The 24,424-nt window shown below is 63.3% G+C and carries 25 protein-coding genes; 13 read left to right on the top strand and 12 right to left on the bottom strand.

Annotated features, from left to right (window positions below; translation table 11 throughout):
* Positions 1 to 15: 15 nt before the first annotated feature.
* Both lptG and lptF read right to left on the bottom strand, forming a co-directional pair.
* Entirely contained in the window at positions 16 to 1,125 is a 1,110-nt protein-coding gene (gene lptG, locus C380_RS12700) for an LPS export ABC transporter permease LptG (protein ID WP_015014258.1), read from the bottom strand.
* On the bottom strand, positions 1,122 to 2,228 hold the full coding sequence (lptF, locus tag C380_RS12695; protein WP_015014257.1) for an LPS export ABC transporter permease LptF: 1,107 nt from the start codon (positions 2,226 to 2,228) through the stop codon (positions 1,122 to 1,124). The genes lptG and lptF overlap by 4 nt, the downstream gene beginning before the upstream one ends.
* A 23-nt stretch (positions 2,229 to 2,251) precedes the next feature.
* Here lptF and C380_RS12690 point away from each other — a divergent pair, with 23 nt between their 5' ends.
* From C380_RS12690 to C380_RS12665, 5 genes are all read left to right on the top strand, one after another.
* Positions 2,252 to 3,808, top strand: coding sequence for a leucyl aminopeptidase (locus tag C380_RS12690; protein WP_015014256.1), 1,557 nt, complete (start codon positions 2,252 to 2,254; stop codon positions 3,806 to 3,808).
* Positions 3,809 to 3,815: 7 nt separating this feature from the next.
* The gene (locus tag C380_RS12685) at positions 3,816 to 4,250 is read left to right on the top strand and encodes a DNA polymerase III subunit chi (protein WP_015014255.1); all 435 of its coding nucleotides are present in this window, start codon (positions 3,816 to 3,818) and stop codon (positions 4,248 to 4,250) included.
* A complete protein-coding gene (locus C380_RS12680; RefSeq protein ID WP_085944661.1) occupies positions 4,250 to 4,846 on the top strand; it encodes a hypothetical protein in 597 nt (198 codons plus the stop codon). The genes C380_RS12685 and C380_RS12680 overlap by 1 nt, the downstream gene beginning before the upstream one ends.
* Before the next feature lie 131 nt (positions 4,847 to 4,977).
* On the top strand, positions 4,978 to 6,105 hold the full coding sequence (locus tag C380_RS12675) for a branched-chain amino acid ABC transporter substrate-binding protein (protein ID WP_015014253.1): 1,128 nt from the start codon (positions 4,978 to 4,980) through the stop codon (positions 6,103 to 6,105).
* Between the two features lie 138 nt (positions 6,106 to 6,243).
* A protein-coding gene (locus C380_RS12665) for an IS3 family transposase (RefSeq protein WP_369750442.1) occupies positions 6,244 to 7,472 on the top strand; the annotation gives its coding sequence in 2 pieces (ribosomal slippage) (positions 6,244 to 6,589 and positions 6,589 to 7,472; 1,230 coding nt in all).
* A 104-nt stretch (positions 7,473 to 7,576) separates the two neighbouring features.
* Here the strand turns inward: C380_RS12665 and C380_RS12660 are convergent.
* Positions 7,577 to 8,584, bottom strand: a complete 1,008-nt coding sequence (locus tag C380_RS12660) for a D-2-hydroxyacid dehydrogenase family protein (protein WP_015014252.1) — start codon at positions 8,582 to 8,584, stop codon at positions 7,577 to 7,579.
* Positions 8,585 to 9,710: 1,126 nt separating this feature from the next.
* Complete coding sequence (gene lexA, locus C380_RS12655) at positions 9,711 to 10,385, bottom strand: transcriptional repressor LexA (protein WP_015014251.1); 675 nt, start codon at positions 10,383 to 10,385, stop codon at positions 9,711 to 9,713.
* Positions 10,386 to 10,468: 83 nt separating this feature from the next.
* Between lexA and C380_RS12650 the strand changes: the two genes are divergently transcribed.
* Genes C380_RS12650 through C380_RS12640 form a run of 3 tightly spaced genes read left to right on the top strand, consistent with a single transcriptional unit; the run spans position 10,469 to position 12,380 of the window.
* On the top strand, positions 10,469 to 11,428 hold the full coding sequence (locus C380_RS12650; RefSeq protein WP_043565388.1) for an asparaginase: 960 nt from the start codon (positions 10,469 to 10,471) through the stop codon (positions 11,426 to 11,428).
* Positions 11,429 to 11,448: 20 nt separating this feature from the next.
* A complete protein-coding gene (locus tag C380_RS12645; protein WP_015014249.1) occupies positions 11,449 to 11,868 on the top strand; it encodes a hypothetical protein in 420 nt (139 codons plus the stop codon).
* Between the two features lie 41 nt (positions 11,869 to 11,909).
* Positions 11,910 to 12,380, top strand: a complete 471-nt coding sequence (locus C380_RS12640; protein ID WP_015014248.1) for a DUF6152 family protein — start codon at positions 11,910 to 11,912, stop codon at positions 12,378 to 12,380.
* Positions 12,381 to 12,532: 152 nt separating this feature from the next.
* On the opposite strand, the gene adk is transcribed toward C380_RS12640, so the two are convergent.
* The 6 genes from adk to C380_RS12610 form a co-directional block, all read right to left on the bottom strand.
* On the bottom strand, positions 12,533 to 13,189 hold the full coding sequence (gene adk, locus C380_RS12635) for an adenylate kinase (RefSeq protein WP_015014247.1): 657 nt from the start codon (positions 13,187 to 13,189) through the stop codon (positions 12,533 to 12,535).
* A 253-nt stretch (positions 13,190 to 13,442) separates the two neighbouring features.
* Complete coding sequence (kdsB, locus tag C380_RS12630; protein ID WP_015014246.1) at positions 13,443 to 14,282, bottom strand: 3-deoxy-manno-octulosonate cytidylyltransferase; 840 nt, start codon at positions 14,280 to 14,282, stop codon at positions 13,443 to 13,445.
* Positions 14,279 to 14,461 (bottom strand): Trm112 family protein, encoded by a 183-nt coding sequence (locus C380_RS12625; RefSeq protein ID WP_015014245.1) that lies wholly within the window; start codon positions 14,459 to 14,461, stop codon positions 14,279 to 14,281. The genes kdsB and C380_RS12625 overlap by 4 nt, the downstream gene beginning before the upstream one ends.
* 28 nt (positions 14,462 to 14,489) lie before the next feature.
* Positions 14,490 to 15,599 (bottom strand): tetraacyldisaccharide 4'-kinase, encoded by a 1,110-nt coding sequence (gene lpxK, locus C380_RS12620; RefSeq protein WP_015014244.1) that lies wholly within the window; start codon positions 15,597 to 15,599, stop codon positions 14,490 to 14,492.
* 5 nt (positions 15,600 to 15,604) lie between these two features.
* Positions 15,605 to 16,039, bottom strand: a complete 435-nt coding sequence (locus tag C380_RS12615) for a biopolymer transporter ExbD (protein ID WP_015014243.1) — start codon at positions 16,037 to 16,039, stop codon at positions 15,605 to 15,607.
* Positions 16,040 to 16,044: 5 nt separating this feature from the next.
* A complete protein-coding gene (locus tag C380_RS12610) occupies positions 16,045 to 16,692 on the bottom strand; it encodes a MotA/TolQ/ExbB proton channel family protein (protein ID WP_015014242.1) in 648 nt (215 codons plus the stop codon).
* 352 nt (positions 16,693 to 17,044) lie between these two features.
* On the opposite strand from C380_RS12610, the gene xseA reads away from it, so the two are divergent.
* Both xseA and C380_RS12600 read left to right on the top strand, forming a co-directional pair.
* On the top strand, positions 17,045 to 18,370 hold the full coding sequence (gene xseA, locus C380_RS12605) for an exodeoxyribonuclease VII large subunit (protein ID WP_015014241.1): 1,326 nt from the start codon (positions 17,045 to 17,047) through the stop codon (positions 18,368 to 18,370).
* A 211-nt stretch (positions 18,371 to 18,581) separates the two neighbouring features.
* Positions 18,582 to 19,163, top strand: coding sequence for a superoxide dismutase (locus tag C380_RS12600; RefSeq protein WP_015014240.1), 582 nt, complete (start codon positions 18,582 to 18,584; stop codon positions 19,161 to 19,163).
* A 172-nt stretch (positions 19,164 to 19,335) separates the two neighbouring features.
* On the opposite strand, the gene C380_RS12595 is transcribed toward C380_RS12600, so the two are convergent.
* The gene (locus C380_RS12595; RefSeq protein ID WP_015014239.1) at positions 19,336 to 19,875 is read right to left on the bottom strand and encodes a DUF192 domain-containing protein; all 540 of its coding nucleotides are present in this window, start codon (positions 19,873 to 19,875) and stop codon (positions 19,336 to 19,338) included.
* 198 nt (positions 19,876 to 20,073) lie between these two features.
* Entirely contained in the window at positions 20,074 to 20,277 is a 204-nt protein-coding gene (locus tag C380_RS12590) for a hypothetical protein (protein WP_015014238.1), read from the bottom strand.
* A 225-nt stretch (positions 20,278 to 20,502) separates the two neighbouring features.
* Here C380_RS12590 and icd point away from each other — a divergent pair, with 225 nt between their 5' ends.
* The 3 genes from icd to C380_RS12575 all read left to right on the top strand — a co-directional run bounded on the left by icd (position 20,503) and on the right by C380_RS12575 (position 24,409).
* Positions 20,503 to 21,762, top strand: coding sequence for an NADP-dependent isocitrate dehydrogenase (icd, locus tag C380_RS12585; protein ID WP_015014237.1), 1,260 nt, complete (start codon positions 20,503 to 20,505; stop codon positions 21,760 to 21,762).
* A 386-nt stretch (positions 21,763 to 22,148) separates the two neighbouring features.
* The gene (locus tag C380_RS12580) at positions 22,149 to 23,999 is read left to right on the top strand and encodes a PAS domain S-box protein (RefSeq protein ID WP_015014236.1); all 1,851 of its coding nucleotides are present in this window, start codon (positions 22,149 to 22,151) and stop codon (positions 23,997 to 23,999) included.
* Positions 23,996 to 24,409, top strand: coding sequence for a response regulator (locus tag C380_RS12575; RefSeq protein ID WP_015014235.1), 414 nt, complete (start codon positions 23,996 to 23,998; stop codon positions 24,407 to 24,409). Before C380_RS12580 ends, C380_RS12575 begins: the two co-directional genes overlap by 4 nt.
* Positions 24,410 to 24,424 lie beyond the last annotated feature (15 nt).

Raw genomic sequence — 24,424 nt, 5'->3', positions numbered from 1 at the left:
GGCAAAGTCAGAGTGTCAGCGTCTCAGCACCAGCCAGCCAAACGCCGCCAGCGAGAGCAGGGAATAAATCAGGCCGGGTGCCGCCGCTGTCAGCCATGGCGACCAGTTTTGCAGGTTGCCCGCGTAGCCGAAAACGTTGTTGAGCAGGAAGAAGCTGATACCCGCCATCACGCCGCCGAACACATAACCCGCGATGCCGCCCGAGCGGAAATGCAGGTAGGCAAAAGGTAGTGCTAGCACCACCATCACCAGACAGCTCAAGGGGTAGAACACCTTGCGCCAGAACTCGATCTCGTACTTCTGCGCGGACTGTCCATTGGCGTTCAGGTGCCGGATGAACTGAAAGAGGTCCAGCGTGGCCATGCGGTCAGGCTTGAGCAGGGACGCCGCCACCATGTCGGCGCTGATCTTGGTCGGCCACTGCAGGGAGGGGCTCTCCAGGTGCTCCACGCGGGCCTCGTTCTTGTCGCTTTGTTGTTCAAAGTGACTGCGCTGCACCTTCTCCAGGGTCCACGATCCATCGGTGCCGAACTGCCCCGACGCAGCCCGGGTCTGCGACGCCAGGCGCCCCTTCTCGTCAAACTCGAAGATGCGCACGTCCAGCATGCCGCCATTGGGAGTGAGTGCGCGCACGTTGACGGCAAACGAATGGTCTTCTTGCCGCTCCTTGAGCCATGCACCTGTGGCGCCCGCTGTGAGCCGTCCCAAGTAGCGCACCTTGATGAGCTGCGCAGTGCGGTCGGTCAGGGGAGCCAGGTAGTCACCGACAGCAAACGTCAGCAGCACAAAGACGCCGCCGAGCGTGAGCAGGGTACGCAGTGCGCGCCAAGGGCCCATGCCGCTGGTGCGCATGATGGTGAACTCGGAGCTTTGTGCCAGGCGCGCCATCACGAAGATGGTGCCGATCAGTACCGTGATGGGCAGCAGTTCATACAGGTGACTGGGGATGCTGAGCACCACAAACAGCAACGCGTGCGATAGCTGATAGCCATCTTCCCCGGCACGGCCCACCCAGCGGAGCTCATCCACCAGGTCAAAGAAGAAGAAGAGGGCCAGAAAACCTACGGTGACGAAGGTGACGGCGCCCAGGGCCTCGCGGTGAATCAGGCGGCGGATGGTTTTCATGCGGACTGTCCTCCCGCCTCAGCAGATCGCCACAGGCGCCGCACCGTCCATTGGTTGTGCCGCACCGCCAGCACCAGCAGCGAGACCGCCAGCATGCCGCCATGCAGCATCACCATGAAGCTGGTGAGGCCCAGCCGGTCGGCACCCACCCAGCTCTGGCCAAGGGTCATGAGGTTGTAGTAGACGATGAAGGCAAACAGCGCGAACACCATGCTGGTGCTGCGCGCTGCGCGTGGGTTGACGCTGGCCACGGCCAGGCCCAGCAGCACAAAGTTGAGGGCAGCGAGTGCAAGGCCGAGTCGCCATCCCAGCTCGGCGCGGTAGGCGGGCAGCGGCTGCATGACGAGGTCGTAGGTGGTGCGTGTCTTCACCGCCTGCTCTCCAGCCGACCCAGGGGGCGCGCTGCCAATGCGGGTGCCGTACAGGCTGAACTCGCTGATCTTCACACCGGGCTTGTCCCGTGACGTCTCCAGGCGCTGGCCGTCGCTCAGCAGGGCCATGCGTTCACCGCCCTGGGTCTCCAGCCGGGCGCTGCGGGCGGAGGTGACGGATTCGCGTTTGCCGTCATTCGCAGCAATGAACACGTTGTTGGCCGCCAGTGTGTCCGGGGTGTCCTTGTCAATGAAGAACACGCGGCTGCCGTTGGAGGATTCCTGGAACTCGCCCGGGGCGATGCGGTCGATGTCGCTGCGCTGCTCGTAGCGGGTCCTGAGTTCCTGGATCTGGGAGTTGGCCCATGGCCACACCAGCAGCGACAGCACAGCGATCACCACCATCACCGGCCATGCAAATCGCAACAGGGGGCGCACCAAGCTGATCAGGCCGCGCCCGCTGGCGAACCAGATCACCATTTCGCTGTCGCGGTACATGCGCGACAGCGTGCCGACGACCGCGATGAACAGGCTGAGGCTGAGAATGGTGGGCAACTGACCCAATACGGTGAAGCCCATGACGAGCATCACGTCGGACGGGCTGACGCTGCCCTTGGAGGCCTGACCCAGTGTGCGGATGAGCATCATGGTCATGACCACGGTCACCAGCACCACAAGGGTCGCGCCGAAGCTGCGCGCCAGCTCCTTGCGGATGGATGAATCGAATAACATTGGCTCGAAGGAAAACACCAATTATGAACTTTGATCTCAAGACCCTTGAACTTGCTGCGGCAGCTTCGGAGAAATGCGACCTGCTGATCGTCCTGCTTCCCGAGGGCTTCAAGCCCGGCAAGGATGCGCTGTCCGCCCTGGCGGCCTTGGCGCTCAAGAATGGAGATCTGACCACCAAAGCCGGTAAACACCTGCAGCTGTACCAGGTGCCTGCCGTCGCAGCCCGCCGCGTGGTGCTGGTGGGCCTGGGTGACGGCTCGGCGCGCGCAACGCGCCAGGCCCTCCAGTCGCTGGGCGGCGCCATCAAGGCGCCACACACCAAGCGCGTGGTACTGTGTTTCGCGGGCGAGGCCCAGGCGGCGGCCGTCAGCGCTGCTGTTCAGGCCGTGGCAGATGTGAGCTATGTGTACACCACCACCAAGACCAAGGTGGAGGCACGCAGCCTGAGCCGCTGTGTGGTGGGCGTGCCGGATGCGGCCAGCGCGCGTGACGGGTTTGACAGCGGTGTGGCCTTGGTGGCTGGCGTAGAGTTTGCGCGGGAATGGGGCAACCGCCCGGCCAACCATGCCACGCCCAGCCTGCTGGCTGACGCGGCCAAAACCCTCGCCAAGCTGCCACGCATCCAGTGCAAGGTGCATGGCCCCGCAGAGGTGGCGCGCCTGGGCATGGGCGCTTTCATGGCGGTGGCCAAGGGCTCTGAAGAGCCGCTGCGTTTCATCGAGTTGCGCTACAACGGCGCGGCCAAGGACCGGGCGCCCATCGTTCTGGTGGGCAAAGGCATCACCTTTGACACCGGCGGTATCTCGATCAAGCCTGCGCCCGAGATGGACGAGATGAAGTTCGACATGTGCGGCGCTGCCAGTGTGCTGGGTACCTTCCGCGCGCTGGGTGAACTGCAGCCTGCCGTCAATGTAGTGGGCCTGATCCCGGCGTGCGAAAACATGCCAGACGGGCGCGCCGTTAAGCCCGGTGATGTGGTCACCAGCATGAGCGGTCAGACCATCGAGATTTTGAACACCGATGCAGAGGGGCGCCTGGTGTTGTGCGATGCGTTGACCTACGCCGCGCGATTCAAGCCTGCCGCGGTGGTGGATATCGCCACACTGACGGGTGCCTGCGTGATCGCGCTGGGCGGCGTGCGCAGCGGCCTGTTCGCTAACAACGATGGTCTGGCGGAGTCTTTGCAGGCGGCCGGCGAAGCCGCGCAAGACCTTTGCTGGCGCATGCCCCTGGATGACGACTATGCGGACGGCCTCAAGAGCAACTTTGCCGACATGGGCAATGTGGCTGGCCGTGCGGGCGGTTCCATCACTGCTGCCAAGTTCTTGCAAAAGTTCGTGGGCGACATGCCGTGGGCGCATCTGGACATTGCAGGCACCGCGTGGAAAGGTGGGGCGGCCAAGGGTTCTACAGGCCGGCCCGTGGGGCTGCTGGTGCACTATGTGCTCGAACAGTCCAGGTCGCAGGTCCGTACGGCAAAGGCCCCCAAGTCCACGTCGCGCTCTGCGACCAGCAAGGCGGCTACGGGCACTGCCCGCAGGCCTGCCGCCAAACGGCCCGCTGGCAGCAAGTCTGCTTGACCGTGCCATGACCGAGGTGGCCTTTCACTTCAACGCGCCCGACAAGCTGGCGTATGCATGTCGGTTCGCACGCAAAGTGCAGCGCAGCGGAGCCCGCTTGGTCATCGCAGCGCCGGCGGATGCGCTCCAGACGCTGGACCGCATGCTCTGGTTGATGGCCCCCCAGGACTTTGTGGCCCACTGCCATGCCGACGCCGACGAGGAGCTGGTTCAGGCTTCGCCGGTATTGCTGGCGCAAGATGCACGCTTGGCGCCGCACCACGAAGTCTTGCTGAATCTTCATGCAGAAGTGCCCGAGGGTTTTGGCCGGTTTGACCGCCTGGTGGAAGTCGTGAGTGCCCAGGACGAAGCCGACCGTGCCCAGGCGCGCACGCGGTGGCGCCATTACGCGTCCCGCGGTTATGCCATTACCCGCCACGATCTGGTGCTGAAAGCGGGCTGATGGCGCTCCCCCCCAAGACCCCTCCGCGCTTTGTACCCACGCTCACCGAAGTGGTGCAAGTGCCCGACGCCGCATCCCCGGCGCAGGGCGCTACGAATCCAGCAGCGCGCACGACAGTTCTTTCTCCAGCGCAGTCGGCTGCGCTGGCAAAGGCAGCCCCGCCCGCAGTGCGGCCCACTGCGATGCCGCAGGCCAGTGCACTGGCATCTACGGCGCGTCCTCCGGCGCCGACCTTGGCTGCGCCACCGCCGGTGGTTTCTTCTCAAGCGTCGCGCGCTGTGGCTTCACCTGCCCAGCAACGCCCATCAACCTTCGCTGCTGCCACTTCCGTAGGGATGCCACCGGTGTCCGCGCCTGTTGCCGCCCGCGCCTTGCCCGAAGGGATAGAGGAATACATGGTGCACCGCGTCATGCAGCGTGTGGATGTGGTGCTCGATCAGCGCCTGCGCGAGGCAATCGCCTCAGTGGTGCAGGAGCAGACGCGTTCGGTGCTGCCACGCCTGCGCGAAGAGATCGAGTCGGTGGTCCGGCATGCGGTGTATGAAGCCGTGGCAGACGAGTTGGCAAGCGGTGCGCCGCCTGCGCCAAAGAGATGACAGGGTATTCCCCTGTGGTTTCTCTCGCGTTTAATCGTGTTCCCTAATGATCTGGCCCGTAAATTGCGATATGTTCGCCTGCGTTGAGACACAAGAAGATTCTCAGCGTTTATCTTTACTGGAGATTTGATATGCAATTGAAGTTGAAACTGACCGTGGTTGCTGCTATCGCGGCTGTTGCTGGTGTGGCCTCTGCACAAGAGCAGGTGGTCAAGATCGGCCACGTGGCTCCGGTTTCCGGCGCCCAAGCCCACTACGGCAAGGACAACGAAAATGGCGCCCGCATGGCCATTGAAGAGCTGAACGCTCAAGGCGTCACCATCGGCGGCAAGAAGATCAAATTCGAGCTGCAAGCTGAAGATGACGCTGCCGATCCAAAGCAGGGCACTGCTGCTGCACAAAAGCTGTGCGACTCCAAGGTCGTTGGCGTTGTCGGCCACCTCAACTCCGGTACCACGATTCCCGCCTCCAAGGTGTACAACGATTGCGGCATCCCAATGGTGACGGGCGCTGCAACCAACCCCAACCTGACCAAGCCTGGCTACAAGACCACGTTCCGTATCATCGCCAACGACAACGCCCTCGGCGCTGGTCTGGCGTTCTACGCAGTGGACACGCTGAAGCTCAAGACCGTTGCGATCATCGATGACCGTACGGCTTACGGCCAAGGCGTTGCCGACGTGTTCAAGAAAACCGCTACGGCCAAGGGCATGAAGGTGGTGGACGAGCAGTTCACGACCGACAAGGCCACCGACTTCATGGCCATCTTGACCGCCATCAAGGCCAAGAACCCCGACGCTATCTTCTACGGCGGCATGGACCCTCAAGCCGGCCCCATGCTGCGCCAGATGGAGCAACTGGGCATGGCCAACGTCAAGTACTTCGGTGGTGACGGGGTTTGCACGTCTGAAATCGCCAAGCTGGCTGCTGGCGCCAAGACCCTGGCCAACGTGATCTGCGCTGAAGGCGGCTCCTCGCTGGCCAAGATGCCTGGCGGCACCGCCTGGAAGGCCAAGTACGACGCCAAGTACCCTGGCCAGTTCCAGGTGTACAGCCCCTACACCTATGACGCCACGTTCCTGCTGGTCGACGCCATGAAGCGCGCCAACTCCGTGGACCCCAAGGTGTACGTGAACGAACTGGCCAAGGCCAACTTCAAGGGCGTGACCTCCACCATCGCCTTCGAGTCCAACGGCGAAATGAAGAACCCAGCCATCACGCTGTACGTCTACAAGGACGGCAAGAAGACACCTCTGTAATTGAGTGTGGCTTGCTGCTGTGGGGCATTTCGATGCCCCGCGGCCATCAAAAAAGGCTTCCCTCGGGAAGCCTTTTTGTTGTGAGTGACCCGTCCTGCCTGGCGTTGACACGAGGACCTTTCAAAAAGGGTATGTGTCATGGAATCAAGTGTCAAACGCACGCAGCGCGACTACACACTGGCCTTTAAGTTGGCGGTGGTGGAGCAGGTGGAAAAAGGCGAGCTCACGTACAAACAGGCGCAGCAGCACTACGGCATCCAGGGTCGCTCGACGGTTCTGGTCTGGCTGCGCAAGCACGGTCGCCTGGGCTGGAGTCCTGCGGCATCATCTGCAGCCATGCCGATAGACAAGAAGAACACTGTTGCTCTCACGCCCGAGCAGCAGATCAAGGCGCTGCAGGTGCAGCTCGCACAGGCGCAGGAGAAGGCCAGGCTATTCGAAGCCGTCATCGACGTGCTGCGCAAGGACTATGGGGTGCGCATCGTAAAAAAGCCTTTGGGCAAGTCCTCGCGCAAAACCTCATCGCAGGGTTGAGCGTGAAGAGGGCTTGCCAGCATATGGGCCACAGCCGTCAGGCGTATTACCAGGGTAGGCGCCGCGAGGCCGATCGCTTGGCGAATGCGCAGACGGTGGTGGAGTTGGTGCGCGAGCAGCGCATGCGCCAACCACGCATAGGCACGCGCAAGCTGCACCACTTATTGCAGGAGCCGCTACAGCGCCGAGGCATCGACTTGGGCCGCGATGCAATGTTCGACGTCCTGCGCAATGCCAGGCTGCTGGTGGCACCCCGGCGGGCGTATCACAAGACAACAGACAGTCACCACCGCTTCAGGCACCATCCGAACCTTCTCAAGGTAGGGCCGCAACAGATCCACGCCAGCGGCAGCGAGCAGGTCTGGGTGGCTGACATCACCTACTTGCCCACACACGGCAAGTTCGTCTATCTGAGCCTGGTCACGGATGCGTATTCCAGGAAGATCGTCGGCTGGCACGTGCATGAGAGCCTGCAGACCGAAGAGGTGGCGCAGGCCATGAAGATGGCGCTCTCGGGGCGACAGAGCAGCCGACAGTTGGTGCACCACTCCGACAGGGGTATCCAGTACTGCGCGACGTACTACCAGGCCCTGCACAAGCGCCACGGCGTGATCTGCTCGATGACGGACGGCTACGACTGCTACCAGAACGCGCTGGCCGAGCGGGTCAATGGCATCTTGAAGAGTGAGTTCTTGCTGCAGCGCCCCGCCGATCTGGGGCAGGCCAGACGCATGGTCGAGCAGTCAGTCGACATCTATAACTGCGAGCGACCGCATCTGTCGCTGAAAATGCAAACGCCCGATGCAGTGCATCGGGCGTCATTGGCCGGATAGTCCGGCTGGAGTTTTTAACCGTCCTGGGTGTCAACGCTATTCAGGACGGGTCAGAGGTACAACAGCCAGTCGCGTAATTGGAACTGGTGGATGACCGACTGCCGCTAGCGCCTCACCTGTAGTGAGCCCGGGTTCACGATGTTGGTGGGTGTGCCTTTGATGAAATTCACCACGTTATCAAAAGCTGCACCAAAGTAGAGCTCATAGCTGTCCTGTTCCACGTACCCAATATGTGGCGTGCAAATGCAGTTTTCGAGACGAAGTAGGGCGTGGCCTTGCAGGATAGGTTCACTCTCGAACACATCCACTGCTGCCAAGCCTGGGCGACCCCGGTTGAGGGCCGCGATCAGGGCGTCTGGCTCGATCAGCTCTGCGCGTGATGTATTGACCAGCAGCGAAGTGGGCTTCATGCACGAAAGGTCTTCGAGCGAGATGATGCCGCGCGTCTCGTCGTTCAGGCGCAGGTGCAAAGAGATCACATCGCATTGCGAGAAGAACTCTTCCCGTGTGGCCGCTGCCTGGTAGCCGTCTGTCAACGCCTGCGCACGCGATGCCTCTCGACCCCAGACGCGCACGTTCATGCCAAACGCGCGTCCGTACCCAGCCACCAGTTGTCCGATGCGGCCATAGCCCCAGATACCCAGGGTCTTGCCCCTCAGCACGTTGCCGATCCCGAAGTTGGCGGGCATCGAGGCGGTCTTGAGACCAGACTGCTGCCAGGCGCCATGCTTGAGGTTGGAGATGTACTGGGGCAGTCGGCGCATGGAGGCCATCACCAGGGCCCAGGTCAGCTCAGCGGGTGCCACAGGGGATCCAACTCCCTCTGCCACGGCAATGCCGCGCTCGGTACATGCCGCCACATCAATGTGGCTGCCAATCTTGCCGGTTTGTGCAATGAGCTTGAGCCGAGGGAGCTTCTCGACCAATTGGCGCGTGATCTGGGTCCGTTCACGGATCAGCACGATGATGTCTGCATCTTTGAGACGCACCGAAAGTTGCCCCAGCCCCTTGACCGTGTTGGTGTAGACCTTGGCGGTGTATGCGTCGAGCCGCGATGCGCAATGCAGCTTGCGCACTGCATCCTGGTAATCGTCGAGGATCACAATATTCATCCCGACATTGTGCCTTGGCGGGCGCAGGGAAGAGCCACCTGAGCCCTGTGGCCAAGCCAAAGTCTCCAATTTTTGGTGACGGAGTGCTGCGCAGATACCGGAAATGGCCGTATCACTCCGCACGACCGCACGACCGCACGACCGCACGACCGCACGACCGCACGACCGCACGACCGCACGATTGGCGCAGGCTGGCGTCAGTGTTTGGTGTCGATCAAGATCTGGTACGGCTCTGCACCAGCCTTGGGGCTGTGGGGACGGTCCTCACACCACCTCATCGGCGGTAGCTCCGTAATCTGAAGACGAGGCCGCCACAGTGGTCGGGACGCAGGAGCGTTTGCCACCTTAACCGCCCGCAATGTCCAGTAAATCAGGCCCTGAGAGCCTCGGATGCCGCCAAACGGTCCAGCTCTGCGCAGACATCTGCCATCCGGCCTGCAATCACTAGGCGTCCGGTACCTGCGGCATCAGAAGTCCGGCGCAGCACTTTTGTTGTTCGTGGGCTGCAGGAGGTCGTCCCCACCGCTGATAGGAAAGCTTGCCGTTTGCTACCTGCCATGTGCGTTGGCAGAAAAGAGCGGTGCGTGTCGGGCGAACGGGCAGGACTTTCTGGCGCTCGTGCAGGTGGTTTGACCGTAAAAGGCCAGTTCCCGCGAGGGGCGCGTTGTCCTTGGTGCTGTTCAGCACGATGAAGTGCCGCAACGTCTGTAGCCCGTCTTTGGAAAATAAAGGGCGATGCATTCCCAGATTCAGTGGGCTCTCTCGTCTCTGCTTGCGCCCGTAGGGCCATCCTACCTGCGGGCGTTTGCTCCGCACTCGCAAACAGCTTTTTGAGGCTGCGAACAGGGCTCTGCAGGGCAGAAAGGGTGAACAAAGCAATTCCCATGTGAAAACTCCGAAAGTCGGGGGTTGAACATAGGCAGGATTGCAGAGTGGCTGAGTACCAAAACACCCAAAAGCAGCGCGAGACCATCCCTTGCGGTGCAGCCAGCTGCTCCGCCGATTCATCACGCATTGCTTGGGAGTTTTTGGCACTCAACGGGACCCGCATCGCAGGGCTGGTGTACTGATCAGAATCTGTCCACCAAACGCCCGCCACCCACGGTGCGGCCCCTGAGCGCGTGCACTACATCAGCATGGTGTTGCGGATAAGACCCACTGCCAGACCTTCGATTTCGAAGGGCTCACCCGGCTGCACCACGATCACAGGGTAGTCGGGGTTCTCGGGCAGTAATTCAATGGCGTTGGCGGTGCGGCGAAGGCGCTTGACAGTGACGTCGTCACCCAGTCGGGCCACGATGATCTGGCCGTTGCGGGCTTCGCGGGTGGACTGAACGGCCAGCAAATCGCCATCCATGATGCCTGCGTCACGCATGGACATGCCCCGCACCTTGAGCAGGTAATCGGGCTTGTGCTGGAAGAGGCTGTTTTCTACGCTGTAGGTCTGGCCTACATGTTCCTGCGCGAGAATGGGCGACCCCGCAGCCACCCGGCCTACCAAAGGCAAGACCAGTTGCGACAGGCCCGGGATGGGCAGGCTGAACTGACTGCCGCGCGCGGCGTTGATGGAGCGCACCGTGTCGCTGCGCAGGCGGATGCCCCGTGAGGTGCCGCTGACCAGCTCAATCACCCCTTTACGGGCAAGAGCCTGAAGGTGTTCTTCTGCCGCATTGGCTGACTTGAAACCCAGCTCGGCCGCGATTTCTGCGCGGGTGGGAGGCGCGCCGGTGCGTGCGATAGCGGTCTGGATGAGATCCAGAATCTGCTGCTGGCGGGCGGTGAGTTTGGGGTTGTCGAGCATGGTGGTTTCCGGTGCGGGCGGTTACAGTGATGAACAACTGTTTTTTAATCCAGTAACTGTATTTTTCACCAGTTTTTCGGAGTATGCAAGTGAGTGGGCAAAAAATTGTGGTTTTGGGCACCGGTGGCACGATTGCGGGCACCTCGGCCCAAGCGGGGGACAACATTGGCTACACCGCCGCGCAGGTGGGCGTGGAACAACTGCTGACGGCTGTGCCCGGTCTGCAGGCTCTGGCAGGGGGCGCCTTGGTTGCAGAGCAAGTAGCGCAGATCGACAGCAAGGACATGGATGGCGAGGTGTGGCGCACGCTGGCATTGCGGTGCGCCCACCACCTGAATGACCCGGAGGTGAAGGGGTTGGTCATCACCCATGGTACGGACACCCTGGAAGAAACGGCGTGGTTCTTGCACGAAGTGCTGGACGCCGCCAAACCCGTGGTGCTGACCTGCGCGATGCGGCCTGCCACAGCCTTGACCCCCGATGGCCCCCAGAACCTGCTGGACGCGGTGGCAACGGTATTGGCGCCAGGTGCCACAGGTGTGCTGGCTGTTGCGGCGGGTGAAGTGCATGGCGCACGGCATGTGCAAAAAGTGCATCCCTACCGCGTCAATGCCTTCAGCTCGGGGGATGCTGGACCTCTGGGGTGGGTGGAAGAGTGTGTGGTCCGTTGGGCATGCAATAGCCCAGTAGTGCCGGTAAATAATGTCGATGGTGCTATGAATAATATAGTGAGCGCTGCGACTTGGCCGTGGGTGGAAATCGTCATGAACCATGCGGGGGCATCGGGCAGGGCGGTGGATGCGCTGGTGCGAGAGGGCGTGCAGGGCCTGGTGGTGGCCTGCACCGGCAATGGCACGATCCACCACGATTTGGAGGCCGCTTTGGTGCGCGCGCAGAACGCCGGAGTGCGGGTGGTGCGCTCCACCCGCTGCGCGGAGGGGCAGGTGCTGCCCAAGCCGGGTGATGTGCTTCCCGCCTCGCAAGGCCTGTCGCCGGTGAAGGCGCGGGTTGCCCTGATGCTGGATTTGCTGCGGATGCATTGATCTAAGAAGGGCCGGCAGCCGTGTTCACCGCACTCAAGACACACGCCTGGGCTTACCCCGCGCTGGAGGTCGTCCACATCATCGGTATTGCGTTGCTGCTGGGCAATCTGCTGCTGCTGGAGTTGCGGGTCTTCGGACGTGGTGCGGCACTGCCGGTGAAAGACCTCGCGCGGCTGAGTCTCACTGTGGCGCTGTGCGGCTTCGGATTGGCCGCAGCGTCGGGGCTGCTGATGTTTGCCACCCAGCCTGCGGAGCTGCTCAGCAACCGCGCTTTTACCTTGAAGATGCTGTTGTTAATGCTTGCGGGCTGCAACGCGGCGTGGTTTCATGCACGCGGTTCGCTTGTACGCCTGGATGGGTTGGCACGCTTGCAGATGCTGGTGTCCACCGTGATCTGGCTGTCGGTGGTGGCCTGTGGCCGCTGGATTGCGTACCTTTGATATGGCCCCTTGAATCGGGTTTTGTTCCTACGGGAGTCTTTATGGGCTTGCAACGTCGTCATGTGCTGATCGCCGCGAGTGCCTTGCCTTTGGGGGCACACGCGCACCACGGCTGGAGCAGTTTTGATGCGGACCGACCGCTGTATCTGGAGGGCACGGCGCGCAAAGTGCGGTGGCAAAACCCGCATGCAGAGCTGGAGCTGGAATTGCCCGCTGCGCTCCGGTTGCCTTCAGATCTTGCCCAGCGGCCTGTGCCTGCGCAGACCGCGCCGGTGGACGGACGCGCACTACTGGCCAAAACCGTGCTGCCCACCCGCAAGGACCGCGTCTGGGAGGTTGAGCTGGCTCCGTTGACTCGTATGCAGGCCTGGCAGGTGCCAGAGATCAAGCCGGGTACGGCCGTGTCTGTGGTGGGCTTTGGCCTGCGGGACGAAAAGGGCGAGGCAGTGCTGCGCGCCGAATACCTGTTTGTGGACGGCAAAGCCTACGGCTTGCGGTCCAGCCCCGCCTGATGCCAGGCACGTGCCCGCAGCGGGTGGCTGTCGCGGCCACCGCGCGGCGGGGCGTTTCATGAAAAAAGCGACGCCCTGGTGCAGTGCGTCGCTTTCAGGAGGCTTGAGCGCCCAACGTGCGTCAGGCGGATCTTGGCCCTTGGTTCATTGCATCAGCTGGCCAGCGCCTGCAGCGCGCGTGCGGTGATCTCGTCCACGCTGCCCGTACCGCTGATGGCGCGGTACTTGGGCGCTGCGGCGGGTTCGGCCTTGGCCCAGTTGCTGTAGTAATCCACCAGGGGGCGCGTCTGGTCGCTGTAGACCTGCAGGCGCTTCTTGACGGTTTCTTCCTTGTCGTCTTCGCGCTGGATCAGTTCTTCACCGGTCACGTCATCCTTGCCTTCGACCTTGGGTGGGTTGAACTTGACGTGGTAGGTCCGGCCGCTGGCAGGGTGCGAGCGGCGGCCGCTCATGCGTTCGATGATGGCGTCAAAGGGCACATCGATTTCGAGCACGTAGTCGAGCTTGACGCCGGCGGCCTTCATGGCGTCGGCCTGCGGAATGGTGCGGGGGAAGCCATCAAACAGGAAGCCGTTGGCGCAGTCGGGCTGCGTGATGCGCTCCTTGACGAGCCCGATGATGATGTCGTCGCTGACCAGGGCGCCCGAGTCCATCACGGCCTTGGCCTGCAGGCCCAAGGGAGTGCCAGCCTTGACGGCGGCACGCAGCATGTCGCCGGTGGAGATCTGGGGGATGCCGTACTTCTGGCAGATGAATGTGGCTTGCGTGCCCTTTCCGGCGCCAGGCGCGCCCAACAGAATCAGTCTCATGGATGTCCTCGAAGGTTAGAAATCGGGTGGCGCCGCTGGCGGGGACGTTCGAAGGGCGCCTGAAGCCGTTCTGTGCGCCCGGGATGCGGTGCTCTCGTTACAGTTGAGGATAGCATGTGACCACCTTGCGCGGACTTACATGGGTGACCGTTTCTTGGCCGGTGCCTCCATGGAAGCGCTGCGAGGGTCATCGGTGCGACCCCGGGTGTATCCAACATGCATGCCAACGCGGACCGTTGGCGCCTGAAAACTGTCAGCGAAACAGCGCGCGGACCTGCTCCAGGTCCTCTGGCGTGTCCACGCCAGGGCCCGGCGCCGCGTCTGCCAGGTGAACGGCGATGCGGTGGCCGTGCCACAGTGCACGGAGCTGTTCCAGCGCCTCGATGGCCTCGGTCGGCGCAGGCGCCAATTGTGGAAACTCCCGCAGAAACCCCGCGCGATAGCTGTAGATCCCCACGTGGCGTAGCGGTGCAAAGCCTTGCAGTGCCTTCACGCCGGGCTGGGCGGCCTGTGCTGCACCCTGCCACCAGGCCGTGCCAGTATGGTCGCGCCCAAAAGGGATGGGCGCGCGGCTGAAGTAATGGGCCAGGCCCCGCGCGTCCAGCACCACCTTCACCACGTTGGGGTTGGTGTAGTCGGCCAGGGACGCGATGGCATGGGCGGCGGTGCCCATGCTGGCTCCAGGGCGCTGGCCGTATTGACCATCTCGATCTTGCAGCAGGGCGGCCACTGCATTGATGAGCGCGGGGTCTATCAGGGGCTCGTCGCCCTGCACGTTGACAACGATATCGTCGCCCTGCAGCCCCAGTTGTGTGCAGGCCTCGGCCAGCCGGTCACTGCCGCTGGCGTGGTCGGCGCGGGTCATGACGGCAGCCACACCATGGGCTGCGCAGGCTTGCAGGATGCGGGCGTCGTCTGCAGCCACCACCACGCGGACTGCGGCGCTCTGCGCAGCGCGCTGGGCTACGCGCACCACCATGGGCAGGCCCGCAATGTCCGCCAGGGGCTTGTCGGGCAAGCGGCTCGACGCCATGCGTGCCGGTATCAGCACGGTAAAGGGGTTGTTGGCTGCGGGGACTACGGGGGCGCTCACTGCTCCAGTTCCTCGTCGGTCAGGGGGCGGGCTTCATTCTCCAGCAGCACCGGGATTCCGTCGCGCACCGGGTAGGCCAGCCGCGCGCTGCGCGAGACAAGTTCCTGAGCCTCGCGGTCATACGTCAAAGGGCCTTTGGTGACGGGGCAGACCAGCAGTTCAAGCAGTTTGGGGTCCATGGGGAAGAGGCTTTCCGGGTGGGTTCGTTCAGGCAGGGGCAGATGATAGCGGCGGCCTTTGGGCTGCGGAGCCGGCGACTGCTTGATGGAGCCAATCGTCCAGGACGGCAAAAAAGCGCGGGTCCATCTGCGTGGTCAGTGGCACGGCCAGCGCGTCCGGATGGCGCGTCCAGAGCTTCACCGCGTCCTTTTCTGTGCAAATTAGCTGTAGGCGCTGGTCGGATATGCGCTGCCAGCTATCAAAATCATAGTGATCGGGTAAGGCCTCGGTGTCCTCCAGCGTCAGGCCCTGGTTGCGCAACATGGCAAAGAACTCGGCGGGTCGGGCCACGGCGGCCACCGCATGCAGGGGCTGCCCTTGCAGTTGTGCCAGTGGCACGGGGTGGCCGTCCGATTGCAGGGCATAGGGCGCCAGGCTGCGTTGGAGGGCAAATGCCGGCGCTGTGGTGCCACGCGGCGGCGCGCTGCCTGCATGCAGCACCATATCCACAGGGCGGGGCCAGGGCTCCCGCAGCGGGCCTGCGGGCAGCAGAAAGCCGTTGCCGATGTCTTGGTTGTTGAAGATGCAGATCTCCAGGTCCCGTCGCAGCGCCAGATGCTGCAAGCCGTCGTCGCAGACGATCACATCGGTATCGGGGTGGGCTGCCAGCAACGCGCGTGCGGCGGTGATGCGCCGTGGGGCCACAAACACGGGCACCGTGTCGCCACCCGCTACGCTGCGGGCAATCAAGGCCGGCTCGTCGCCCACCTCGCTCGCGGGGCTGTCGGGTTGCACGGCTCGGCAGTCTTGTGTGCTGCGACCGTAGCCGCGCGAGATCACGCCCGGGCGCAGACCACGCGCCTGCAAGTGTTTGACGAGTGCAATGACCACAGGAGTCTTACCGGCGCCTCCGGCAATCACATTGCCCACCACGATGACAGGCCGGCCCGGGTGTTCGGACCGAAGCCAGCCCCGGCGGTACAGCCAGCGGCGCAGGGCCACCAAGGCGCCGTACATGAGAGAGACGGGCCAGAGCGCCCACGCCGCTGGACCCCGGGACTGCCAGATGTTCTGCAGCCGCTGTTCGGCCGTGGCAGAGGAGGGCGGAGGGGCTTGCGGGGCCGAAGCCCGGGGCGGCTGCGGCCCGGAAGCGGCCATGCCCGTCAGCGGCTGGCCGCGCGGCCCGACGCGGACGACTGCGTGGCAAACGTGATCTGCGTGAGGCCCACGCGGCGCGCGGCCTCCATCACGGTGACCACGGACTGGTGCGGCGACATGGCGTCTGCACTGATGATGACCACGCTGTCACGGCCAGCGGTGGCGGCGGTGCGAAGCGCCTGCGCGATGGCATCCACGCTCTTGCCTTCCACGCCGGTCTTGTTGACGGCGTAGCGGCCGTCTGCGGCCACCGACACGATCACTTCCTTGGGGTGGTCGCGCTGTTGCTCGGCATCGGCCACGGGCAGGGTGAGCTGCAGCTCCGTGAACTTGCTGTAGGTGGTGGTGAGCATCAGAAAGATGAGGATCACCAGCAGCACGTCGATGAACGGGATCAGGTTGATCTCGGGCTCATCCTTGGCGCGGGGGCGAAAGTTCATGGCGCTTATTTGGCTTTGCGCAGGCGCAGCATGTGGCGAACGAACTGCTCCGAAGCCAGCTCCAGCGTGAGCAGATACGCGTCCACGCGGGCCCGGAAGTAGCGCCAGAAGATCAGGGAGGGGATGGCCACGATCAGGCCAAATGCCGTGTTGTAGAGCGCAATCGAGATGCCATGTGCCAGCTGTGCCGGGTTGCCACCGCCCATGGCCTGGCCCACACCGCCGCCGCCGGCTTGCGAACCAAAGATCTCGATCATGCCGATGACGGTGCCCAGCAGGCCCAGCAGCGGCGCGGCCGAGGCGATGGTGGCCAGGGCCGACAGGTACTTCTCCAGCCGGTGAGCCACTGCGCGGCCTGTACCTTCCATCGCGGCGCGCAGGTCGGTTTCGCTGCACTGGGGGTTGCTGTTGAGGGTGCGCAGACCGCTGGCCAGCACTTCGCCCAGGGCCGAGTTCTGGGCCAGCTGGTTCACCACATCGGGGGTGGGCAGGGCCTTGGACGACACCGTGATGGCTTCGTCGAGGAGTTTGGGGGGGGCCACGCGGGCCGTTTTCAGGGCCAGAAAACGTTCAAAAATCAGTGCCAGTCCCAGGACGGAACACGCGATCAGGGGCCAGATGGGCCAGCCTGCGGCTTGTATGATGGACAGCAAATCTCTCTCCGCGCAGATGAAAGCAATCGGCGATTATGGCCCAGCTTGTGGCGGCCACTGCGTCACAAACCGTTACGTTATCGCGCACGCTTCCCCTCGTTGCGCTCACCCACAAAAACTGTGGATAACTTTGTGGGCAACCCACATCCGCAGCCCCGCAAAGTGGCTCCGCGCCGTGCTTGCAACAGATTGATGAAAAATTGTGCAATGAAAAACATATATAAATCAACAACTTGCACGTGTTCTCGTGTTTTGCGGCCGATTGGGGTGTCTGGGTTGAAGGCAGCTCCCGCTGGCCCGAAACTGTGGAGTACTCGCATGGGGGGCGCCACGCCAACGCGCGCCATTTCTCATGTTTGACCGCTCAAGCCCAGCAGCGGCGCCCCGTATCTGGGAAGTTGGCGCGCTGTGCCGCGCCATTGCTGACGCTCTGGAGGCGCGCTTCAATCCTGTCGCGGTGCGCGGCGAGATCACGGGCTTCTCGCGCGCGTCCAGCGGTCATTGTTATTTTTCGATCAAGGACGCCAACGGGCAGTTGCGCTGCGCCATGTTCCGCCGCGCAGCCACGCTGCTTGACTTTTCGCCGCGCGATGGCGAATTGGTGGAAGTGCGCGGGCGCCTCGGTGTGTATGAGGCGCGGGGCGATCTGCAGTTCATCGTGGAGAGCATGCAGCGTGCGGGGCAGGGCGCGCTGTTCGAGCAGTTCCTGCGCCTGAAGGCGCAGCTCGACGCCGAAGGCCTGTTCGACACGGCGCGCAAGCGCCCGCTGCCGCTGCAGCCGCGCGGCATTGGCCTGGTCACCTCGGCGGGTGCGGCTGCGTTGCACGATGTGGTGACGGCGTTGCGCCGCCGGGTGCCGCACATTCCGGTGGTGCTGGTGCCCGCGCAGGTGCAGGGTGTGGCCGCCCCGCCGTCGATCATTGCGGCGCTATCAAAACTGTATCTACTGGCGCAAGCGGGGCGGGCGCAGGGGGGTGATTCGAATCCCAATCCACCCATTGACGTGATTCTGCTGGTGCGTGGGGGCGGCTCCATCGAGGACCTGTGGGCCTTTAACGACGAGCAACTGGCCCGCACCATCGTGCAAAGCCCGGTGCCCCTGGTCAGCGGGGTGGGGCACGAGACGGATTTCACCATCGCCGACTTTTGCGCCGACCTGCGCGCTCCCACGCCCACGGCGGCGGCCGAGCTGGTGGCCCAGCCGCGCGAAGTCTGGCTGGGAGCGCTGGAGTTGCTCGCAGGCCGCCTTAGCGATGGCGTGCAGCGCCAGCTCGATACCCGCCATCAGCGGCTGGACCAGGCCGCCGCCCGCCTGGGACGCCCCTCGGGCCTGGTGGCGCGCCAGCAGTTGCAGCTGGCGCGCCTTGCGCAGCGCATGCGCCATGGAGTGCTCCTGAAAATGCAGCGCCTGGCGCAGCGCCAACAAGCGCTGGAGGCCCAATTGCCCCAGGCTCTGCAACGCAGCGTGGCGCAGAACGCCGAGCGGCTGGAGCGTGCCGCCCTGCGGCTGGAATTGCTGGACCCGCGCCTCGTGCTGCAGCGCGGTTATGCGCTGCTGACCGACACCAGCGGCCAGGCCGTCACCAGCATCCGTCAGGCCCAGCCGGGCGACGCACTGCGGGCCACGCTGGCCGATGGGGCTGTGGATGTGACGGTGTCGCAGCCCCGGCTTTTGTAACCGGATCGTGCAGGACGGTGGGCGGCTGGCAGCCCGCCTGTAGGACATGGGCGGTTTGTGGCGCTGCGGGTGGAATCCGGGAGCCCACATGCTGCACAGGTCACCTGATGTTCCTACAATGCCCCCTTCGCGCTGTGTCCGACTGCATTGCTCAGGAAAGCCCGCGTTGCAGACGGCATCCCAGAATTTCAAACCACGAGGAAACACCACCATGGAACACACCCTTCCCCCGCTGCCCTACGCCATCGACGCCCTGGCCCCGCACTACAGCCAGGAAACCCTGGAGTACCACCACGGCAAGCACCACAACGCCTACGTGGTGAACCTCAACAACCTGCAAAAGGGCACCGAGTTCGAATCCATGACGCTCGAAGAGATCGTCAAGAAGTCGAGCGGCGGCATCTACAACAACGCTGCGCAAATCTGGAACCACACCTTTTTCTGGAACTGCATGGCTCCCCAAGGTGGCGGTGAGCCCTCGGGCGCTCTGGCTGCCGCCATCAATGCCAAGTGGGGCAGCTACGCCGCCTTCAAGGAAGCCTTTGTGAAGTCCGCCGTGGGCAACTTCGGTTCGGGCTGGACCTGGCTGGTGAAGAAGGCCGACGGCAGCGTGGACATCGTGAACACCGGCGCCGCCGGCACGCCCCTGACCACGGCCGACAAGGCCCTGCTGACGGTGGACGTGTGGGAACACGCGTACTACATCGACTACCGCAACATGCGTCCCAAATTCGTCGAAACCTTCCTCGACAAGCTGGTGAACTGGAAGTTTGCTGAAGCCAACTTCGCCTGATCGCTACAGGCAGTCGCGGTGGGGAGCTCTGCCCACATCGCCCTGACAACAAAAAACGGCCCGAGGGCCGTTTTTTGTTGCTCCGCAGAAAAGTTGAAGTCTTTTCGGCTGGATGCGCTAGTGAATCATGCCTGTGATGCTATTGAAAATATAGCGTCAGCAGCCGCGTGCATTACTGCCGGGCAAACGGGGTCCCGCCGAGTTTCGCCCCCGCCTTGATGCCCTTCTTGGCAAACCAGCCTTGGTTCATCTCCAGCACGTAGCGCACGGGCTTGGCCGAGCAGTGCGAATCCAGTGTCTGGGGCTTCATGTCCTCCAGGTTCACGATGGTGCCGTCATCGGCAATGAAGGCCGCCGTGAGCGGCAGCAAGGTGTTCTTCATCCAGAAGCACTGCTGCGAGGGCTGTTCAAACACAAACAGCATGCCCTCGTGCGCGGGCATTTCCTTGCGGTACATCAGGCCCGTCTGGCGCTCCTGCGGGGTGAGGGCGACCTGTGCGTCGATGCGGTGCATGCCAGCGGTCAGCTCCACGCGCCGCAGGTTCATCTGGGGACCTTCCTGCGCCTGGGCGACCCCGGCGGGCACCGCCAGTGCGCCCACCACCAGCCCAGCACACCAGGCCCCGACGGCGCGGCGGGCGCGGCTTGGAACACCGGTCGCCCCGCGCAGGGCGGCGAGCGGGAAGGCTGGGAGGGCGCGTGAGGCGGTCATGGGCGGGGCTTTCTGGCAAAAAGAGACAACACGAAGTGCGGCAACTGCGCCAGAGACGGACTGCAGCGGTCGCGAAAAGTTCAGGCGGTGCGCAGGGCGTCTGCAGCACCAAAGAAAACGCCCGCAGGAGCGGGCGGTTTTGAATCAGCGAAGGCCTGCGGGCCCAGTGGCGGGTACGTCAGGCCTTGCAAAGCTGGTTCAGGCGGCCTTGTGGGCAGTTTTCTTCTTGGCGACCTTTTTGTGGGTCTTTTTCTTGGCGACCTTCTTGGTGGCCGGAGCTGCTGCCTGGGCCGTCATGGGAGCGGCTGCAGGAGTGGTGGTGGCAGGGGCGGCTGCGGGTGCCTGTGCAAAAGCACCAGCAGTGAACAGACCGGCCACGAGGACAGCGAGGAGTTTTTTCATATATGCCGTTTCCAGTGTGAACGAAGGTTGAAGGGCCGGACGAATTCCGTACGGCTCCATTCGCAACGATAGCAGCGCGCGGCCCGTTGACAGGGTCTTCGACGAAATTTTTTGTCATTAGAATGGTTTGAAACCACACTGCCACGCCTGTGGCGGTGCCTCTTTTCCTCGCTTTGCCCCTCATCGACCGAATCAGACTCGGCGCATACCGGAGACTTCCCACCCATGACCACCTACCAGCACATCGTGGTGCCTGCCGAAGGCCAGAAAATCACCGTCAACGCCGACATGTCCCTGAATGTGCCGGACGAGCCCATCATCCCGTTCATCGAGGGTGACGGCACGGGCCTGGACATCACGCCCGTCATGATCAAGGTGGTCGATGCGGCCGTGGCCAAGGCCTACGGCGGCAAAAAGAAGATCCACTGGATGGAGGTGTACGCGGGCGAAAAGTCCACCAAGGTCTATGGCCCCGATGTGTGGCTGCCCGACGAAACTCTGCAGGTACTGCGCGAGTACGTGGTCTCCATCAAAGGCCCGCTGACCACGCCGGTGGGCGGCGGCATCCGCTCGTTGAACGTGGCGCTGCGCCAGGAACTGGACCTGTATGTGTGCCTGCGCCCGGTGCAGTATTTCAAGGGCGTGCCTTCGCCTCTGAAGGAGCCTGAAAAGACCAACATGGTGATCTTCCGCGAGAACTCGGAAGACATCTACGCTGGCATCGAATTTGAAGCCGAGTCCGACAAGGCCAAGAAGCTCATCAAGTTCCTGCAGGACGAGATGGGTGTCAAGAAGATCCGCTTCCCCAACACATCCGGTCTGGGTGTGAAGCCCGTCTCCATCGAAGGCACGGAGCGCCTGGTGCGCAAGGCCATCCAGTACGCCATCGACAACGACAAGCCCAGCGTGACCATCGTGCACAAGGGCAACATCATGAAGTACACCGAAGGCGGCTTCCGCGACTGGGCCTATGCGCTGGCACAGAAAGAATTCGGTGCTGAACTCATCGACGGCGGCCCCTGGTGCCGCCTCAAGAACCCCAAGAACGGCAAGGAAATCACCATCAAGGACAGCATCGCCGATGCCTTCCTGCAGCAGATCCTGCTGCGCCCGGCGGAGTATTCAGTCGTGGCCACGCTGAACCTGAATGGTGACTACATTTCTGACGCGCTGGCCGCGCAGGTGGGCGGCATCGGCATTGCCCCTGGCGCCAACATGTCCGACTCGGTGGCCTGTTTTGAAGCCACCCACGGCACCGCGCCCAAGTACGCGGGCAAGGACTACGTCAACCCTGGCTCCGAGATCCTGTCGGCCGAGATGATGCTGCGCCACATGGGCTGGACAGCGGCCGCCGACCTGATCATCAGCTCGCTGGAGAAGTCGATCGCATCCAAGAAGGTGACCTACGACTTTGCCCGCCTGATGGAAGGCGCCACCCAGGTGAGCTGTTCCGGGTTCGGACAGGTCATGATCGACAACATGTAAGACCGCACAGCGCCGCCACCCACACGGGGCGGCCGGTGACGTGTTCATGCCCCTGATCCTTGATGGGTTCGGGGGCTTTTTGTTTGGGGCGTGGCCCTTGCGCTTTGCAGTGGATCGCGATGGGTTGCAGCCTTGGCACTTCAGTGTTGGAGTTTTGCCGCGTTCCCCCCTAATATGGTTCGGCGCTCTCGCCGCATTGCGTGACCCCTGCTGTCTTGGAGTTGGGGCAACGCAATGTGGCGAGGGGTGGCTTGAGTACATAGCATGGTGAAAGTGCTGTGTGCCCTCACCACCCACACTAAAAACACCGACACCGGGGCCAACGCAGGGCGCACCCAGGCACAGCCAGCACTGCGATGCAGCCCCACCCGGAGCGAGAGGGCCGCATGGCGACTGAATTTTCTGCCGCGTACTGGGAGCAAAACCCCGATGCATTGCTGGTGCTGTCGCCCCAGGGCGTGGTGCTGGAGTGGAATCCGGCGGCCGAGCTGATCTTTGGGTATTCGCAGGCCGAAGTGCAGGGGCGCTCCGTCCTCGACCTCATCGTGCCCCAGGGCCGCGCGCACGAAGAGGACCTTTTTCGGGCGGAGGCCTTGCGCCTGGGCACCTCGGTGCAAGAGGCGGTGCGCCGTCGTAAGGACGGCTCGCTGGTGCATGTCAATGTATCGACGAAGGCCGTGCGCGATGCCAGTGGTCAGGTGTTGTACTTCCTGTCGAGCAAGAAGGATGTCACACAGCTCAAGGTGCAGCGCGACGCCAAGCTGCTGGAGGCGCGGTTTCGCGATCTGCTCGAATCCACCCCCGATGCGATCGTGATGGTCAACGTGACCGGGCGCATCGTGCTCGTCAACTCCCAGGCCGAGCGGGTGTTTGGCTATCCCCGTGCTGAACTGCTGGGGCAGGCGGTGGAGGTGTTGCTGCCCCACCGTTACCGCGGCGCCCACCTGGGCCACCGCAGCGGGTTTTTCGGACAGCCGCGCACCCGCACCATGGGCGCGGGGCTGGAGCTGCACGGCCTGCGCAAGGATGGTGGAGAGTTTCCGGTCGAGATCAGCCTGAGCCCTATCGACACCGAAGAGGGCACCATGGTGATGAGTGCCATCCGCGACATCACCGACCGCAAGCGTGCGGACCAGAAGTTCAAGGACCTGCTGGAGGCCGCGCCCGACGCCATGGTCATCGTCAACCGCGAAGGGCACATCGTCCTCGTCAACTCGCAGGCGGTCAAACTGTTCGGCTGGAGCCGCGACGAGTTGCTGGGCCAGCCCATCGAGTTGCTCGTGCCCCAGCGCTTCAGCGCCCGGCACCCGGACCACCGGCGCAATTTTTTTGCCGAGCCACGCACCCGCTCCATGGGCGCGGGGCTGGAGCTGCATGGCTTGCGTAAGGACGGCAGCGAGTTCCCGGTGGAGATCAGCCTGAGCCCGCTGGAGACAGAGGAGGGCCTGTTTGTCTCCAGCGCCATCCGTGATGTGACGGAGCGCAAGCGCATCGAGCAGGTGCTGCGCGACAAGAACCTGGAGCTGGAGAACGCGGCCCTGGTGAAAGACCGTTTTCTGGCCAGCATGTCCCACGAGCTGCGCACGCCCCTCAACGCCATCATCGGCTTTACCGGCACGTTGCTCATGCAGCTGCCCGGACCGCTGAATGCCGAGCAGGAAAAGCAGCTGCGCATCGTGCAGACAGGCGCCAAGCACCTGCTGTCGCTCATCAACGATCTGCTGGATGTGGCCAAGCTCAGCGCCAACAAGGTCACGCTGAATCTGGAGCGCGTGGATTGCAAGACCCTGATCGAAGAAGTGTCTGCGACACTGGAAATGGAGGCACGGCGCAAGGGCCTGGCTTTTGCGGTGCACACGCCGCCGGTCGATGTCTTGCTGCTCACCGACCGGCGCGCGCTCAGTCAGATTCTCATCAACCTCGTGGGTAACGCCATCAAGTTCACGCAACAGGGGCGGGTGGATGTGGTGCTGCAGGATTTGCAGCTGCCCACCGGCCGCGCGGTGCAACTGCGTGTGCAGGACACCGGCCCGGGCATACCGCTGCAGGAGCAGCCCCGGCTGTTCGAGGCGTTTTCGCGGGTAGAAAGTGCAGACCGCCGCCACCACGAGGGCACGGGCCTGGGCCTGCACCTGAGCCGCAAGCTGGCCGAGGCCCTGGGTGGCACGCTGGGTTTTGACAGCACCGAGGGCCTGGGCAGCACATTCACCCTGCAATTGCCGGAGCATGTGGCATGACGACCACCACCACCCATCCCGCCACCGTTCTGGTCATCGAAGACGATGACGCCAGTCGCATGCTGGTCACCTATTTGCTTGAAGCTGCTGGCCACCGGGTGCTGGCCGCCGAGAACGGCGCCGTGGGGCTGGACCTGGCGCTGGCCGAGGGGCCGGACATCGTGCTGTGTGATCTGCAGATGCCCGTGATGAACGGCTACGAAGTGGCCCGGGGCCTGCGGTCCAGCCCGCGCTGGCGGGTGGTGCCTCTGGTCGCGGTGACGGCCTTCTCGATGCCGGGCGACCGTGAGAAGGCCCTCGAAGTCGGTTTTAATGAACACCTGTCCAAGCCCATCACGCCCGAAACCTTTGTGCAGCAGATCGAGGCGTTTTTGGCCAGTGCCCGGCAAACACCCCCTCAATCAGGTTGAACCCCCAGCACTTAC

The organism is Acidovorax sp. KKS102 (assembly GCF_000302535.1).
In the GTDB taxonomy this organism is placed as follows: Bacteria; Pseudomonadota; Gammaproteobacteria; order Burkholderiales; family Burkholderiaceae_C; genus Acidovorax.
This window is presented reverse-complemented; position numbering and strand designations above follow the sequence as displayed.